The following is a 16,676-nucleotide window of genomic DNA, read 5'->3' on the forward strand; positions in this document are numbered from 1 at the left end:
ACCCCCGCGTCGTCCGCCGGGCCAACCGCACCCCATTCCCCACCAAGAAGCCGATCGACAGACACCTCACAGGACCACCACCCTCGGTCGTCACAGTACTAACCCGAACCTAAAGTTCCTGGTATTGCCCCACGGCCACCCGCCTGGTCGGCGTCGAAGACGCAGACCGCGGAACCGCGGGCTCCCCCCACCACGTACCGATCACCTCGGCAGAGGCGGGCCTGGACAGGCCGAGCTGGGCGAGGACAGAGGACTTGACATCCTCCCCTCCCTGAAGAGAGGGGATTCCCGGACCTCGCGATACGGGTTCCTGATTCACTGACAGATGCCTCCCCGCTCTAGGAGCGGAGTGGTCTCACTCCGTCTCCACAGGCTTTCACGGCGAGCCCCGCCGCGAGTATGTTCCTGGCCGCGTTCACATCCCGGTCGTGGTGCGCGCCACACCGGTGGCACGTCCACTCCCGGATATCCAGCGGCAACGATCCGACCAGCGCCCCACACACCGAACACGTCCTGGACGACGGGTACCACCGATCGATGGCGATAACCGTCCGCCCATACCAGCGGGCCTTGTACTCCAGCATGGCCCGCAGATCCCGCCACCCCGCGTCCGAGATCGCACGGGCAAGGCTGTGACTGCGGACCATGTTCCGAACCGCCAGGTCCTCGACAACCACCACTTGGTTCTCGCGGATGATCGCCGTGGACAGTGCGTGCAGGCCGTCGCGGCGACGGTCCGAGATCCGCCCATGGATCCTCGCGACCTTCGCGCGGGCCCTGGCCCGGTTGCGGGAGCCCTTCTGCCTGCGGGACAGGTCCCGCTGCGCGCGGGCGGGTCGTTCCCGGTCGCGGCGCTCGTGTCTCGGGTTCGCGGCCTTCTCTGCGCTCGACAGGGTGACCAGCGACGACACACCCATGTCGAGACCCACCGCCGCACCCGTCGCAGGCAGGTCGGACACCACGTCCTCGACGAGGATCGACACGTGGTACTGGCCGCGGGAGTTCCGCGACACGGTGACCTGCGACGGGTCGGCCCCCTCGGGCAGCGGCCTCGACCAGACGACCTCCAACGGCGCCGACTGTTTCGCCAGCGTCAGCCTGCCATCCCGGAAGGCGAAGCAGGTGCGGAAGTAGGTCGCCGAGTCGGTCGCCTTCCCCTTCTTCTTGAAGGAGGGGTAGCCGGCCCGCTTCTGCCAGAAGTTGACGTACGCCGTCTGCAGGTGGCGCAACGTCGCCTGCAGCGGCCCCTTCGACGGCTCGGCGAGCCACAGCGTGCCCGGGTCGCGTTTCCACCCGGTGAGCATCCTGTCGGTCTCGGCGTGGCTGACCCGGCGCTGTTCCAGGGCCCATGCCCGGTGCCGTTCGGCCAGTGCCCGATTGTAGACGTAACGGACACAGCCAAACGTCTTCGAAAGATTCTCCGCCTGTTCCGGATTCGGGTGGAAGCGGTAGCGATATGCCCGCTTCACCACCCGAATCCCCATAGCCGGCAGAATACATCACGCCACTGTCACCTTGACGCCGGAGTCGATGCGCTAACCCCGCCCTGAAGGACGGGGCCTGCGCGCTACCTTTCTCGGTCACTGCCGCCTCCACCGACCGCCTAATCGGCCGGAACCCGCCTGGTCGGCTGACGGCCACCGAAGTCGAGGGCATCCGGCACTGGCTTCGCCGTCTGATCGACCTCTGACGAAGTCGTTCAGGCCGACAGGTGGAGCGGGAGACTCGCCAGGCCCCGCAGGATGATGTGCGGGCGGTAGATAAGAGCGCCGCCAGCCGGCGAATCCTCGGCCAGGGTGATGGAGCGCGTCCGCTTCAGCAGCGCGCGGAAGGCGATGTCCGCCTCCAGCCGGGCCAGCGGCGCGCCGAGGCAGTAGTGAATACCGACACCGAACCCGAGATGGCGTCGGGCCCCGGCGGAACTGGTGTGGCGGGCGGCGAGGAACCGGTCCGGCTCGGCGAACGCGGCCGGGTCGCGGTTGGCGGCGCCGATCATGATGACGGCGCCGTCGCCGCGGGTGAACCGGTACCCGGCTATGTCGGCGTCCTGCAGGATGGTGCGGGCGAGGAACTGCACCGGCGGGTCGTGGCGCAGGGTCTCCTCGACGGCGGAGCCGACCAGCCACGGATCGGCCCGCACGTCCGCCAGCTGGTCGGGGTTGCGCAGCAGCGCGAGGATGCCGCCGCTGATGAGGTTCACGGTCGTCTCGTGGCCGGCGACGAGAAGCAGGGTGCACAGTTCGAGCAGTTCCCGCTCGGTGAGCATGTCGCCGTCGTCGTGGATCTCCACGAGGCGGCTGAGCAGGTCCACGCGCGGTTCTCTGCGGCGCCGGACGATCAGGTCGCGGAAGTAGTCGTCGAACGCGGCCGTCGCCGTGTTGCAGGCGGCCTTGTCCGCGACGGTGAGCAGGTAGGCGGGGTCGAGGCCGCGGCTGAGGGCGTCCGCCCATCCCCCGAACAGCTCCTCGTCCGCGGTCGGGACGCCGAGCAGCAGGCACATCACCCGTAGCGGCAGCGGGCGCGCGTAGGAGGCGACAGCGTCGATCCGGCCCTGGTCGATCGCCTGGTCGAGCAGGGTGTGCGCCACGGAGGTGATCTCCGGGACGAGGGCTTCGATGACGGCCGGGGTGAACGCCCTGCCGACCAGTCGCCGCAGGCGGGTGTGGTCGGGCGGGTCGGCACGCAGCAGCGAGCCGAGCCCGTCCTCGGCGACCCCCCGGTAGCTGATGCCGGCGCCGTACCCGTGCCCGGTCGCCGGATGGGCGAGCACCGCCGACGCCTCGGCAAGACGGGTCACCAGCGTGATCGTGCGGCCGGCCATCTCGTCGGGCACGAAGGCGGCGGCCTCCCGGAACTCCCGGTAGCGCGGATAGGGGTCCGCCAGGCGGGTCGCCGTCATCGCGCCCACCAGCCCGCCAGGACCGACCGTGGACGTCTCCGCGCCGCTCACCGTGGTCACAGACCATCTCCTCCGCCGAAGTTCGCACCGCACGGTGGCTCCAGAATCCCGCCCCGACGGCACGGGATGGGAGAAAACCGCTCGTCTCCGACCCGGCGGCGGCCGGTTCCCATTGTCCGATTGGAGTACTGCGCGGAGGCCGCGCCCGACCTGGTCGCCGCCATGGACGGCTCGATCGGGCACGGCCTCCGCTTCCTTCGGGGAGATGTTCCAGGTGAGGAGCTCCGGTTCGGCTGGTTCCTACCAGCCCCAGCCACGTCCCCAGCCGCCGCGGTTCCAGCCCCAGCCGCCCCAACTGCCCCAGCCGTGGCCCCAGCCCCAGCCCCGGTTCCAGCCCCAGAAGAAGGTCCCGGTGACATCCTGGAAAGATCCTCGCGCCGAGATCGACGGCGCCTCGTACCTGCGCTTCATCATGGCCTCCTCGTTCCAGGCTCGCGATCGTCGGTGGCCGCTTGGTCGAGACCGCGTCACGGCCGCTCGCCTGACCGGCGCGACCGGACACGTTCACCCGAGCCCGGGGAGCATTCCTGCCACCACTCTCCATCGTGTCCCCGTCCGCTTCAGTGCAGGTTCAGTAAGGGTTCATCACCCTGCGTCCGAGCCGGCCGTGCTGCTGGAACGGCGCCACGCAGCGGCGAGCAGGAGCACCGGCAGACCGGCGCAGCCGAACAGCACCGTCGGGCCCGCCCACACCGATCCCGCGGCCCAGAAACCGAACACCCCCACCGAGGCGATCTCGGACACGGACCCCGCCAGCGAGGTGACCGTTGCCCGGGAGGAGTCCGGAACGACCTGTTGCAACCGGGTGTCGGCCTGCACCGCCGCCCACTGCAGCACCCCGAACGCGACCGCCACACCGACCAGCCCGACAGGCGTGGCGCTGAGCGCACCGACAGCCAGGGCGCATCCCCCGGCGGCCAGCACCCACCCGGCGTGGCGGGTTCCGCGATCGGCCAGCCAGGCACCGACGGCGGTACCGGCAAGCATGATCCCGTAGCCGGCGGGGACGAGGGACGGTGGGAGTCCCATGTCGGCGACGAGCAGGGGCAGGTACTCGTCGAGCGTGAGAATGGCTGCCAGGCCGGCCACCATCGCGACGGCAGCCCGTGTCGCCGCCGAGCGGCGCAGAGCCGCCAAGCCCTGCCGGAAGACCCGAAGCGACCCTGTTGCCTGCTCGCCGCCGACACGCGAACACGCCTCCCGGCCACCGTCCGCCGCGTCGCCGGCCTCACCGGCCTCACCAGCCTCACCAGCCTCACCAGCAGGCATGGTGGTGCGGGTGTCGGGCAAAGCCAGGGCGAGAGCAGCGGCCGTCAGAGGTGCGGCGACGCTCGCCAACCCCACCGTGACGAACCCGGCCACGGCCAGCACCGGGCCGGCCACCACGGCCGCGACCAGCGCTGACACGGTGCCGACGGCCTCAGCGCGGCCTGTCAGCCGGGGGTAGGCGTCCACCCGGCCCAGCGCCGTGAGCTCGGCGTGGATGTAGGCCTGCCAGGTACCCGACCGCAGCGACCCGCCGATTCCCCACAGCACGAACCCGGCGGCGAAAGCACCGTAGCCAGGTGCCAGAGTCCAGAGGGCGAACCCGGCGGCTGTCAGCAACGGAGAGAAGACCAGCAACAGCCGGCGCGACACCAGGTCTGCCAGCACACCCGAAGGAACCTCGGTGAGGAACGCCGTCAGCGACCACAGCGCGAACAGCGACGAGACAGCGGCCGGTGACAGGCCATGCTCGACGAAGAGCAACGCATACAGCGGGTAGAGGAGGACCGCGTCCTCACACGCCGCATACGCGTACAGCCGGCGGGCCAGGCCCGCCTCAGCAGCGGAACATCCGTGGGATCAACGTCGTCGGCGTCGCATGACACCCGATCCTAACGCCATGGCCGGCACTGGCCAGCCGATGACGGGATCCCCGCCGCGATGAGTTCCGGCCGGGTCGTGGGTCTGTTCTGGTGACCGTTGTCACGCGTCGTACGACGCGGCCCGGTACGAGACACCACGGAGGACACCATGACGACCATCCCCGGCGACCCGGCCACCATGCTGGCAGGACGCCCGCCCGTCGTTGACCTGGCCACCTGGCAGGCCGCCCGGGACGAGCTCCTGGTCCGCGAGAAGGCCCACACCCGCGAGGGCGACGCCCTCGCCGCCGCCCGCCGCCGGCTGCCGATGGTGGAGTTCGACGGGACGGTGCAGGTGGTCGGCGCCGACGGCCCGGTCCCGTTCCTGGACCTGTTCCAGGGTCGCGACGAGCTCGTGGTCTACAAGCACATGTGGTGGGACGGCGCACCGCACCAGGGGCAGTGCGAGGGCTGCACCATGATGGCCTGGCACCTCAGGGACGCCGTCTACCTCAACGCCCGAGGCGTCTCCGCCGCGATCGTCACGACGGGCCGGTGGGACGAGGTGGCCTCCTACGTCGCCTTCATGGGCTACACCCAGCCCTGGTACTCGGTGCGCGACCTGGACGAGCCGGTCGGCGGCGCCATGGGCTACCTCACCTGCTTCCTGCGCGACGGCGACCGCGCGTTCCTCACCTACTCCACGACCGGCCGCGGCAACGAGCCGGCCAACGGCTCCTTCGCCCTGCTCGACCGGACGCCCTACGGCCGCGGCGAGGCGTGGGAGGACAAGCCCGAGGGCTGGCCCGAGGGGCGCCACGCCTGCTGGTACTGGCGCTCGGACGCCGACGGGAACGCCACCTGGGGCCCGACCAGCCGCCCTGTGCCGCAGTGGACCCGCCCCGCCGCACCCCCTGTGGAAACCCTCGGCCGACAGGGCCAGTGCCGCTGACACGTCCGCACCCGCACCCGCACGCGTCCGTCCCCGCCCCGCGTGGACGTGGACCTGGGCCTGGACCTGGACCTGGACGCGGCGCTGGGGCTACGCGGCGCTGCGTGAAGGTGTACTGGCGGCGGGTGTACTGGCGGCGGCCGGCGAGGCGGAGGCAGCCAGGGTCTCCAGCAGGTCGGCGGCCTTCTCCTCCCGCCCGGCAGCCTCGATCTCGGCCTGGAGGCGGCGGGCCTTCATGGCGTAGCGCGGGTCGGCCAGGACCTTGCGGACGGCTGTGCGGATCTGTTCCCCCGACGGTGTCTGGGTGCGCAGGTCCACGCCGACCCCGGACCACGCCACCCGTGCGTTGACCTCGATCTTGTCCTCGGTCCTGCCGGCCGCGACGATCGGCACGCCATGGGAGAGCGCGAGCTGTGTCCCGCCGTAGCCACCGTTCGTCAGGAAGACGTCCACGTGCGGCAGGAGCTCGTCGAAGGGGATGAAGCGCTCGGCGTGGGCGTTCGGCGGCAGGGTCCCGAGCGCAGCCGGGTCGCCGCCGCCGGTCACGGCAACGACCAGGACGTCCTCGCCGGAGAGGGCGTCGATCGCCGGGCGGAGCAACTGCTCCGCGTCGGTCGCGACAGTGCCCTGGTTCACCAGGACGACCTTGCGCCCCGAGCTGAGCTCGTCCCACCAGGCCGGAGGGATCCAGCTCGGGTCGCCCAGCGGGCGCGGCGGCCCGACGAAGCGCACCTGGGGCGGCAGGTCGGTCACGGCGTACTCGAATCCGGGCGGGCTGAACTGCAGGTACAGCCGGGATGCCAGCGGATACTCGAACAGCACGTCCGAGGTGGCAGGCAGGCCAAGCCCGCGCCGGATGGCGTTGACCTCCGTGCTCATCGACCGGAAAACGATCCGGCGCATGACCTGTTCGAGGACGCGGTTGCGGATCCGCCCGGGCAGGGTGGCGGACGGCGCGAGCCCGAGGCCGAACGGGGCGAGTTCCCGGCTGGGGAAGCCGAGCACGGAGATGCCGAAGCCGGCGAACACGGGTCCGCCGAGTTCCTGGATCAGTGGCGCGGCAATGAACGCGGTGTCGCCGACAATGACGTCGGCGGGCTCCAGGTCGAGGAGGGCCCGCAGATCCCGGACGTGGGTACGCGTCGGCCGGGCGAACCCGTGCACCATGTCGAACTGCAGCTTGCGCAGCCCGGACGCCTTTCTCCGCTCGGGAAACCGGCCGTCAAGGCCCGCGACACTGAAATCGTCACGAGGGTCACTCATCGGATGGAATGTCGCGCCGGTGGCCGTGATGGCGTCGGCGAAGCCCGAACCGGCGTACCACCGGACGGTGTGCCCACGATCCACCAGCGCCCGCGCAATCGGATAGGCCGGCGCCGTGTGGCCCATGGCAGGAGTGGTGGCAAACAGGAATCGAGCCACGAGAACGTCACCTTTCGGCGCAGGCGGTCGTGGCCACGCGTTGATGGTCACGGCTGGGAACGGGCCGCCCTCCGATGGCAGGGCCCCTGCGAGCAGAATGCCTTCTGGCCGACGAGGCATCCACCGAATGTAAGGTGCGCGACGCTCAGAAAGTCAGCTCGGCCCAGGTGATGACGATCGGGATGGGATTCATGAGCTCAGGTGGGCTGCCGGCCTCGTCCTTCATGACGGTGCCGAGATGCTTGTAGCGCATGCTGGCCCGGTCGAGCGCGAAGCGTTCGATGCTGGTGACGCCGTCGCTGTCGAGCCGGGTGATCCAGTAGTGCGGGATACCTGCCCGGGCGTACTCGCCCAGCTTGTCGGTGGTGTCCTGGGTTTCCGAACCGGGCGAGACTATCTCGACGACGAGCAGGGCGTGCTCGGCCCGGAGCCGTTCACCACCGGCCCGGTCAAGGCAGCGGTAGAGGATGACGTCAGGCCGGCGGTTGAGCAGGGGGACGTCGCGCAGCCGCAGGTCGACGTCGTTGTTGACCGTCAGACAGCCGTACCGGCCGGACCTCGTCGCCTCCTGGGCGTGCCGTTCCAGCAGGTTGGCCAGCCGCCGCCCGGCCGTCTGGTGTTCCGGGGTCGGCGCCTCGCAGAAGATGACGTAACCGTCGACGATCTCGATCGCCCGGGCGATCTCCTCCGGCAACGCCTCGTACTCGGCGGCCGTCACCCGAGCTGGCTGCGGGCGCAGACCACGCAGCCAGCTGTCCTCCGGCAGTGCCGCTGTCACCATCGCCTCCTGAGTGGACGAACCGTGGCACGTCTCAGGACGTCGGTCGGCCGCGACTGCCCGCCTCCAGCGTAGATCCATGCTGGCCTCCGTGGTGCACCAGGGAGGCCTCGGTCAACGCAGAGCCCACAGGCGGATCTTCGCGTCTCCGCTGCCGCTGGCCAGGAAGCGTCCGTCCGGCGAGAAATCAACGGACCACACGGAGTCCTCAGGCCCCGCGAGCGGATCCACCGCACTTTCGCGCAGTTCAACAGGCTGGAGAATGTCCCACAGCCGGACCAGACCGTCGTTGCCGCCTTCGGCCAAAGTCGTTCCGGCCGGTGAGAACGCGAGGGCTGAGATCCGGTTGGTGGTATGGCCGGTTGACGAGGCGACCGGCTCACCGGGGGCGGTGGGGTCGGTGATGTCCCACAGCCGCAGGGTGCGGTCGTCTCCGCCACTGGCCAGGAGCTGCCCCTCCGGTGAGAAGGCTACTGCCCAGACAGCGTCTCCGTGGCTCCTTGTGGCCGCTTCCCACGCTTGGGGGTTCTCTCGGTCGGTGAGGTCCCACAGGCGCACGGTGTGATCGTCGGAGGCGCTGGCCAGCACCCGGGCATCCGACGAGAAGGCCAGTGCGCGCACGATGCCGCCGTGCCCGGGCAGCGGCTGGTCGAGGAGCCTGAAGGCGGCCGGGTCGCTGATGTCCCACAGCCGGACGGACAGGTCCTCGCCGGCCGTGGCGAGAACCTGCCCGTCCGGCGAAAGCGCGACCGCGTGGAGCGGATTCTCCGGGTCAGCCAGTGAACTCCGTGGACTGCCGAACGGCTTCGGCCTGTCAGGGGTGCGCACATCCCACAGCCGGGCGGCTCCGTCCAACCCGCCGCTGGCCATGATCGGCCGGTCGGCGGCGAACACCACCGAGTGCACCGCGGCGTCGCCCAGCTCCAGCGGCTGACCAAGAAACCGGTGGCGGTTGACGTCCCACAGCCGCACCGTGCCATCGCCACTGGCACTCGCCAGGACCCCGCTCGTCGGGGAGAAGGCGACCGAGAACACCGACTCGGAATGTCCCACCAACGGGGCGAACCGCTGATCGGCGCCCTGCACCCGACCGGACCACACCTCTGCCGTCGGGGGGTCGGAGGTCTCGGGGCCCTGGCCGGGCCGGGCGGAACCCTGCCCCGGCCTGTCCTTCGTGCTCAGCAGAACTGCCCCGACGGTCGCACCCGCCGCGACGGGCCCGGCGAGCAGAAACAGGCCCCGCCGCGTCGGCAGACCGGCTCCAGGCCACCGCCCGCGCGCCCCGGCACCGGCAGCAGCACCGGCACCGGGAGCTGGCGCGTCCTCGCCCGTCTCCGCCGGTGGGGAGGCGCGAGGACGCTCGGGCGCAGGTGGGCCCGGCACGGGGTGGTCCGGCGCCCGCTCAGCGGTTTCCGGGACGGATGAGATCGTCTCCTCGGTGGCCGGCCGGATGAAGACCTTGTTCTCGGGAAACCGTCGGCCGGCCGCCTCAAGGATGCGCTCACGCCCCTGCGCGAGAACTCCGGCCCGGAGCAGCCGGTTGACCTCCTGCCAGAAGACCTGTGCGCTGACCTGCCATATCGGCAGGATCGCCCGCCCAAGCCCCGCTTCTTCCAGAAGCTGCCGCACGGCGACTTCGTTGTCGAAGAATGTCGCGAGCTCGCGTATCTCCCGCTCGTTCAGCGTGTCCACTGCCGTGCCCCCGCCCGTGACCCGACCGCTATCCTTCTGCAATCGTTGCAGCTTGCTCGCAGGCAATCATCAAATCGGTGCCGGGAAGCATGCCTCAGATGCGCGCGCCCTTCTCCAGGTTGCAGCGGCGACACAGCAGCTGGAGGTTGTTCACACTGGTCGCGCCGCCTCGGCTGTGTGGGATGACGTGGTCGAACTCCAGGTACTCGGTCGCGCTGCACTGCACGCAGGCGCCCCTGTCGCGCTGCCAGACCTCCGCCTTCACCGCCTGCGGGACGGCGCGGCTGTCGCGTCCGCGGGGTGCGATCACCAGCCGCCGCGCGACGCGCAGCACACCGGAGAGGACGGCGGCCGCGTACTCCGGGTCGTCGACGCGGTAGATGCCGCCGCCGCGGGCCGTCGTCGCCGAGATGTCGACGGTTCCGTAGCCCCCGGCGACCGCGACCACCTTTGTCCAGGCGAGTTCCGTGCCCGCACCGGTCTGGGCGAGGAAGCGGAGCTTGCGGTTACTGGCGACGAGGCGTCCAGGGGTGTGCCGAGGGCCGCTGGCAAGATGGCGCACCTGCACCACGCTCACGTCCAGGTGAACGATCTCGTCCAGGTCGAGGTGCAGGGTCGGTGCCGTCACCCGGGGCAGCTCGCCGTTGCGGATGCGGGAGAGATCGAGGCCGCGCTGCAGCCGCTCACGCATCATCCCGACCGCGGGGTGCCCGATGCCCAGGCGGCGGACCTCGTCCTCGAAGAGCGTGAGCTCGTGCTCCTCGATGATCTCGTCGGCGAAGGCGAACGTGACGAGCCGCTGAAGATAGCCCAGCGCCACGGACTGGAACACTTCCTGACCGGCGGCTTCGGGGATGCACTGGAAACGCAGCTCGGCCCAGAAATCCTCGAGGGTGGAAGCTCCCGGGCCGGCTTCGACACCCGCCGAGAGGCGGCGACGCCAGTCCGCGAGAATGCCGCGGATGGCGTCCTCACAGAGCGCGCAGGGCACCGGCCCGAGAAAGAGTCGGCGGCGTTTCGCGGCGCCGCAGCGACCGCAGGTGGTGTCTGATTCCGTGAACTGCCCGCGGGTATGGGCGCTCCAGGTGTCGCCATCCCACCACCGCAGACCGCCGCCCGCCTCCGGGTCGGGATACCAGTCGGCGCGGCGATGGACGCCGCCGCTGCGGTTCGGCTGTGCGGGCGCGGGCGCGGGCGCGGGCGACGCCGCGGGCCGGGGCGGCACAGCGGGCCCGGACCCGGGTCCGGGTGTCCCTCGCGAGGCCGGCCCAGCCGCGCCACGCGGCGGCTGCGGCGCGGCCGGCGCGGCCTCCGGCTCCTCGACGGAGATCCCGAAGCTTCTGGCCAGGCCAGCCAGGCCGCTGTCCCAGCCCTGGCCGACCGCGCGGAACTTCCAGCCCGTTCCCCGCCGGTACAACTCACCGAAAACCATGGTGGTCACCGGCTCCGAGGTGTCCGGCGCGAACTCGGCAAGCGGCGAGCCGTCCTCGCCGTAGACCTCGAGGAGCAGCCCGCCGACTCCGGCGAACGTGCCGTCGTCGACCGAGCCCGCGATCACCACGGTGGCGATCTCGGCCTCGATCCGGCCGGTCTCGACGGTCAGTGTCGCCCCGGTACCGGCGGAGCCGGCCGCACCGACGCTCGCGAGGCTGACGGAGCCGGACCGGTGACGCGGCTGGTTGTAGAAGACGAAGTCATCATCGGAGCGGACCTGGCCCGCGCTGTTCACCAGGACGGCGCAGACGTCGAGGGACTCGCCGGACGCAGAGGAAACCACAGCACGGACGGTCTCCGCGGCAATCGCCACGTTGGCACCTTTTGACAACCTCTGCGCAACGACCATCAGTTCCCCCACCGAAAATCCAATACCACATGGGGACACCGACGGCGTTACACACAGCTCGGCCAGATGGCCGTCCCCGTGGCTGACCGACAGATTATGCCTGAGGGGAAACAGGAACGGGGCGGAGAACCCGCCCCGTTCCGTGGCGCCACAGCGCGTTTCCGGTCCCGAGCTGATCCGCTCGGGACCGCGGAACGCGGAACGCGGACGGTGGACAGCCGGTCAGGCCGTCAGGCCGTCAGGCCGGGACGGGGATCCGCTCGGCGCCGGCGCGAAGGGCAGGGATCAGTTCCCTGCCCCATTCGACGACGTCCTCATACGGGTCGAAGCCGCGGATGAGGAAGGTGTCGACGCCGATCTCGTGGTAGCGCAGCAGCGCGTCGGCGACCTGCTGTGCCGTCCCGACATGACCGGAGGAGTTGCCGCCCGGGCCGGTGAGCGCGGTGACGCCGAACCACAGCCGCTCGTCGTGGACCTGTTGGCGGGCGGCGACGTCCTGGAGTCGGTTGGAGGCCACCGAGTTCGTCATCCCCCAGGCCCGGGCGGTGGGGTCGCCGGTCGATGCGAGCCGCCGGCGGGTCTCGGCGGCGATCGCGTCCGCGCGGGCCCAGGCGGCGTCCTCGGTCTGCGCGATGATCGGCCGGGTGGAGAGGCTGAAGCGCAGGGTGCGCCCGTGCCGGGCCGCTTCGGCACGTAGCAGTGCGATCCGTTCCGCGGTCTGCTCGAGCGGCTCACCGAAGAGCATGTAGACGTCCGCGTGCTGGGTGCCGACGGCGACCGCGGCGTCGGACTGCCCGCCGAAGTACAGCGGGATGCCCGCCGGGGTCGCGGGCCTGGCGGTGCTGTAGGCGCCTTCGAACCGGTAGAAGCGTCCCTCGTGGTCGAACGGGGCGTCCGAGGTGAGGGTCCGGCGCAGCACCTGCATGAACTCGGCGGTGCGCTCGTAGCGGGTGTCGTGGTCGGCGAAGTCGCCGTCCCGGCGCTGGTCGGCGTCGCTGCCGCCGGAGATGTGATGGATGGCGACCCGGCCGCCACCGCTCAGGTGGTCGAGGGTGGCGAGCTTGCGGGCGACCAGGGTGGGCGCGACGAAGCCCGGCCGGTGCGCGATGAGCACGCCGAGCCGCGCGGTGTGCGCCAGGACGTGGCCGGCGACGGCGAAACCGTCCGGGCCCGTCGCGCCGTAGCCGATGAGGACACGGTCGAAGCCGGCCTCGTCGTGGGCCTGGGCGAACCGGGTGAGGTAGGCGGTGTCCACGACGGGCCCGTCGTAGAACGACCCGCGGGTCTCGGACGCCTCCTTGGTCGCCACCATGCCGAGAATCTCGATGGTCATCCTGCTTCAGCTCCCTGTCGTGTCAGCGTCGACGGCGGACGGCGGACGGGCAGGCCGGCGGGCAGGCCGGCCGGCGGTGCCTCAGGCCTGAGCGGTCGTGGCGACGGGAACCGCGGGCGGCGGCGGGGTGAGGTCGCGGTCCGCGGTCTGCTCGTGGACGAGCTTCACCAGCGAGCCGTAGTCGCGGGCGTCGGCGACGGGGTCGAAGCCGCGGATGAGCAGCGTGGAGACACCGACGTTCACGTAGTCGACGAGGGCTTCGGCGACCTGCTCGTAGCTGCCGACCAGCGCGGTGGAGTTGCCGACGGCGCCGGTGGCCTTCGCGATGGCCGTGAACAGCCGCTTGTCGTGGACGTCCTTCTCGTCGGCATAGCCGAGCAGCCGCTGCGAACCGACCTGGTTGGAGCCCTTGAGGAACTTCTGGAGGTCCGCGCTGCGGGCGCGGGTGAGCTCCAGGATGTCGGCGGCGCGGTCCCACGCGGCCTGCTCGGTCTCGGCGGGGATCGGCCGCAGGCTGACGCTGAACCGTGGGCTGCGGGCGTAGGGAGCGGCGGCGGCGCGGACCTCGCGGATGCGCTCGGCGATGCCGGCGAGCGGCTCGCCCCAGAAGGCGTAGACGTCGGCGTGCTTGCCGCCGACCCGTACCGCGTCGGCGGAGGCCCCGCCGAAGTAGATCGGGACGCGTCCGGCGGGCGGGCGCACCGCCGACCAGGCGCCGCGGACCTGGTAGAACTCGCCGTCGTAGTCGAACGGCTCCGCCGACTCCCACTCGCGCCGCAGGACGTCGAGGAACTCGTCGGTGCGCCGGTAGCGGGTGGGCTTGTCCGCGAGGTCGCCGTCGCGGGCCTGGTCGGCGTCGTCGCCGCCGGTGATGACGTGCAGGGCGATCCGGCCGGGGTTGAAGGCGTCGATGGTGGCGTACTTGCGCGCGGCGATGGTCGGGGCGACGAAGCCGGGCCGGTGCGCGAGCAGGACTCCGAGCTTCGAGGAGCGGGCGAGGATCTGGTCGGCGACGACGAACCCGTCGGGCATGAAGGACGCGTGGGCGACCAGGACGCGGTCGAAGCCGGCCTCCTCATGCGCACGGACGAACTGGTCCAGGTAGCCGGGGTCGACGACGGGGCCGCTCGAGCCCTGCGACTCGCTGCCGGCGGCGGTGGCCACCATCCCGATGAACTCAACGGGCATCGTTGTTCACTCCTTCGGTCAGCGTGGCCGCGGCGGCGGCCGAACGGTTGGTCAGCGCCGAGCGCCAGGTCGGCTCGTGGTGGCAGGCGGCCGTCCAGCCCGGCACCGCCGGTTCCAGCGCGGGCGTGTGGTCGCAGGCTTCGGTGGCGAACGGGCAGCGGTGGGCGAAGACACAGGCTTCCGCCGGACGTCCCCGCTCCCCCTGCTGGTCGGCGGCCTGGTCGGCGGGCCGGCGCAGCTGGGCCGGGGACGGGCCGTGTTCGTCGCGGATGCTCGGTGCGGAGGCGATCAGCAGCGCCGTGTACGGGTGGCGGGGGCGGCTGAACACCTCGGCGATCGGGCCGTCCTCGACGACCCGGCCGCGGTAGAGGACGACGACCCGGTCGGCGATCCCGGCGAGTGAGCTGAGGTCGTGCGAGATGATGATCATCCCGAGCCGGTCACGCTCGGCGGAGTCAGCATGAGCGGAGTCAGCACCGGCCGGGGAGCGGCGCAGCGTGTCGAGGAGGCGCAGGATGAGGTTGCGGTTCGAGCCGTCCAGCGCGCTGACGGGCTCGTCGCAGATGAGCAGGCGCGGGTTGTCGACGATCGCGCGGGCGATGGACGCCCGCTGCCGCTGCCCGCCGGAGATCGCGCCGGGCAGGCGGCCGGCCACGGCGGGGTCAAGGCCGACCCGGCGCAGCGCGTCGGCGACGGCCGCCTGCTGCTCGTCGCGGGTGCCGCGGCCGGCGACGGTGAGGCCCTCGGCGACGCTGCGCCCGACGGTGAGGTCCGGGTCGAGCGCGCGCAGCGGGTCCTGGAAGACGAAGCGGATGGCGCCGCCGCGCCGGAATCCGCGGCGGGCGCGGCGGCGCAGCCGGCGGATGTCGGTGCCGTCGACGTCGATCACACCGGCCTCCGAGGGTGCCAGGCCGACGATCGCGCGGGCGAGGGTCGTCTTGCCGGAGCCGGTCTCGCCGATGACGCCGACGATCTCGCCGGGGCGGACGTCCAGCGAGACGTCCCGCAGGACGGTGGTGCGCCGGCCGGGCCCACTGCGGGCGCGGAAGGAAACGGTCAGGCCACGGACCGACAACAGCGGCTCCGCGTCCACCGCCGGCCCGTGGGCCGCCCCGGCCGTTCTGACCGCCCTGACCTCGACGGCGTCACTGCCGGCCGCGCCGTGACCATCACTGGAGCCGGCGGCAGGACCGGAGCCGGGCGTGGTGCCGGGCGTGGTCGGCGCCGTCGGAGCCGCGGTGGCGGCTGTGGGCCGGGTCCGAAGATCGGCGAGGTTCATACGGGCGCTCCTGCTCGCTCGGGGGCTCGGGCAGCCGGGTCGATCTCGCCGAGCCGGACGCAGCGCACCGCCCGGTCGATGCCGGGTGCGCCGGGTGCGCCGTCGGGCAGGGCACGCAGTTCCACCGGCGCCGTCCGGCAGGTGTCGGTGGCGAAGGTGCAGCGGTCGGCGAAACGGCAACCGGTGATCCGCGCGCCCACGGGCGGCGCGGAACCGTCGATGACCTCCAGCTCGCGGCGCCGCCAGTCACCGACGGAGGCGACCCGCAGCAGCGCCGCCGTGTACGGGTGGCGGGGGTTGGCGAGGACGTCCGCCGTCGGCCCGGTCTCGACGACCTCTCCCGCGTAGAAGACCAGGATGCGGTCGCAGAGCTGGGCGATCACGGCGAGGTCGTGGGAGACGGCGAGGATGGCGAGGCCCCGCTCGGTGCGCAGCCGGTCCAGCGCCTCCAGCACCTCGGCCTGGACGGTGACGTCGAGGGCGGTCGTCGCCTCGTCGGCGACGAGCAGGTCCGGCTCGCCGGCGACGGCGATCGCGAGCACGACGCGCTGCAGCATGCCACCGGACAGCTCGTGCGGGTACTGGTGGTAGACGAGCTCCGGCTGGTGCAGGCCGAGTGTCGCGAGCAGCGCGACGGCGGCGGTGCGGGCCTCGCGGCGGCCGTGGCCGACCTTGACCCGGAACTGTTCGGCGAGCTGGCGGCCGACGGTGTGGGACGGGTTGAGGTAGGAGCCCGGGTCCTGGAAGACGGCACCGATGCGGGTGCCGCGCAGGCCGTCCCACTGCCGCCGCGGCAGGCCGACCAGGGACGTCCCGTCGAAGTCGATCTGGCCGGCGCTGACGTCGCAGCCGGGCGCGAGCACGCCGAGGGCGGCCCGGCAGGTCAGGGTCTTGCCGCTGCCGGACTCCCCGACGAACCCGACGGCCTCACCGCGCCGGAGAGTGAACGATACCCCGTGCACTGCCCGCAGCCCGTCACCGTCCGCGACCGTCGTGGACGGGTCGGTGCCGCGTCGGAAACGGCCCCCGGGGCGCAGACGGGCCTGACGAGCTTGGTGAGCCCGGCGGGCCCGGTGACCGGCGCCGGCCTGCCCTCCGCCGACGGTGATGTGCAGGTCGTCGACCCGCAGCAGGTCATCGGACATCCTTCGCCTCCCGGGTCTGCCGCGGCACGGACGGAATGCCAGCCGCGGCCGGCTGGAGCGCACCCTCGTGCGCACCCACATCTGGAACAAGGTGCTGCCCACCATCGCCGTGACGGCGGCGGTGCGGGCCTCGCGGCGGCCGTGGCCGACCTTGACCCGGAACTGTTCGGCGAGCTGGCGGCCGACGGTGTGGGACGGGTTGAGGTAGGAGCCCGGGTCCTGGAAGACGGCACCGATG

13 protein-coding genes and 1 pseudogene are annotated in these 16,676 nt (G+C 71.7%); 1 reads left to right on the plus strand and 13 read right to left on the minus strand.

The genetic code is table 11. The features are described 5' to 3' along the window. Positions 1–338: 338 nt before the first annotated feature. The 4 genes from AB1460_RS30765 to AB1460_RS30780 form a co-directional block, all read right to left on the minus strand. A complete protein-coding gene (locus AB1460_RS30765) occupies positions 339–1,484 on the minus strand; it encodes an RNA-guided endonuclease InsQ/TnpB family protein (RefSeq protein ID WP_368965589.1) in 1,146 nt (381 codons plus the stop codon). 215 nt (positions 1,485–1,699) lie between these two features. Next, complete coding sequence (locus AB1460_RS30770) at positions 1,700–2,959, minus strand: cytochrome P450 (protein ID WP_368965590.1); 1,260 nt, start codon at positions 2,957–2,959, stop codon at positions 1,700–1,702. Between the two features lie 240 nt (positions 2,960–3,199). Then, positions 3,200–3,373, minus strand: a complete 174-nt coding sequence (locus AB1460_RS30775) for a putative RiPP precursor (protein WP_368965591.1) — start codon at positions 3,371–3,373, stop codon at positions 3,200–3,202. A 171-nt stretch (positions 3,374–3,544) separates the two neighbouring features. Next, complete coding sequence (locus tag AB1460_RS30780; protein WP_368965600.1) at positions 3,545–4,774, minus strand: MFS transporter; 1,230 nt, start codon at positions 4,772–4,774, stop codon at positions 3,545–3,547. A gap of 201 nt (positions 4,775–4,975) precedes the next feature. Here AB1460_RS30780 and AB1460_RS30785 point away from each other — a divergent pair, with 201 nt between their 5' ends. Next, positions 4,976–5,758, plus strand: a complete 783-nt coding sequence (locus tag AB1460_RS30785; RefSeq protein ID WP_368965592.1) for a DUF899 family protein — start codon at positions 4,976–4,978, stop codon at positions 5,756–5,758. 90 nt (positions 5,759–5,848) lie between these two features. Here the strand turns inward: AB1460_RS30785 and AB1460_RS30790 are convergent, their stop codons facing one another. From AB1460_RS30790 to AB1460_RS30830, 9 genes and pseudogenes are all read right to left on the minus strand, one after another. Further along, positions 5,849–7,180: a glycosyltransferase gene (locus tag AB1460_RS30790; RefSeq protein WP_368965593.1), complete on the minus strand. Its 1,332-nt coding sequence runs from the start codon at positions 7,178–7,180 to the stop codon at positions 5,849–5,851. A 145-nt stretch (positions 7,181–7,325) separates the two neighbouring features. Further along, positions 7,326–7,961 (minus strand): Uma2 family endonuclease, encoded by a 636-nt coding sequence (locus tag AB1460_RS30795; protein ID WP_368965594.1) that lies wholly within the window; start codon positions 7,959–7,961, stop codon positions 7,326–7,328. 111 nt (positions 7,962–8,072) lie between these two features. After that, positions 8,073–9,650 carry an effector-associated domain EAD1-containing protein gene (locus AB1460_RS30800; protein ID WP_368965595.1) on the minus strand — a complete coding sequence of 526 codons (1,578 nt, stop codon included), beginning with the start codon at positions 9,648–9,650 and terminating at the stop codon, positions 8,073–8,075. A gap of 94 nt (positions 9,651–9,744) precedes the next feature. After that, positions 9,745–11,493, minus strand: a complete 1,749-nt coding sequence (locus AB1460_RS30805) for a TerD family protein (protein ID WP_368965596.1) — start codon at positions 11,491–11,493, stop codon at positions 9,745–9,747. Between the two features lie 238 nt (positions 11,494–11,731). Then, complete coding sequence (locus tag AB1460_RS30810; protein ID WP_368965597.1) at positions 11,732–12,826, minus strand: LLM class flavin-dependent oxidoreductase; 1,095 nt, start codon at positions 12,824–12,826, stop codon at positions 11,732–11,734. An 81-nt stretch (positions 12,827–12,907) separates the two neighbouring features. Beyond that, positions 12,908–14,014, minus strand: a complete 1,107-nt coding sequence (locus AB1460_RS30815) for an LLM class flavin-dependent oxidoreductase (RefSeq protein ID WP_368965598.1) — start codon at positions 14,012–14,014, stop codon at positions 12,908–12,910. After that, positions 14,004–15,293, minus strand: a complete 1,290-nt coding sequence (locus AB1460_RS30820; protein WP_368965599.1) for an ABC transporter ATP-binding protein — start codon at positions 15,291–15,293, stop codon at positions 14,004–14,006. Before AB1460_RS30820 ends, AB1460_RS30815 begins: the two co-directional genes overlap by 11 nt. Then, positions 15,290–16,543 (minus strand): ABC transporter ATP-binding protein, encoded by a 1,254-nt coding sequence (locus AB1460_RS30825; RefSeq protein WP_420497420.1) that lies wholly within the window; start codon positions 16,541–16,543, stop codon positions 15,290–15,292. The genes AB1460_RS30820 and AB1460_RS30825 overlap by 4 nt, the downstream gene beginning before the upstream one ends. Positions 16,544–16,549: 6 nt before the next feature. Beyond that, a pseudogene (locus AB1460_RS30830) lies at positions 16,550–16,676 on the minus strand (ABC transporter ATP-binding protein); the annotation flags it as partial.

This window comes from Parafrankia sp. FMc2, from assembly GCF_041008525.1.
Classification (GTDB): Bacteria; Actinomycetota; Actinomycetes; order Frankiales; family Frankiaceae; genus Parafrankia.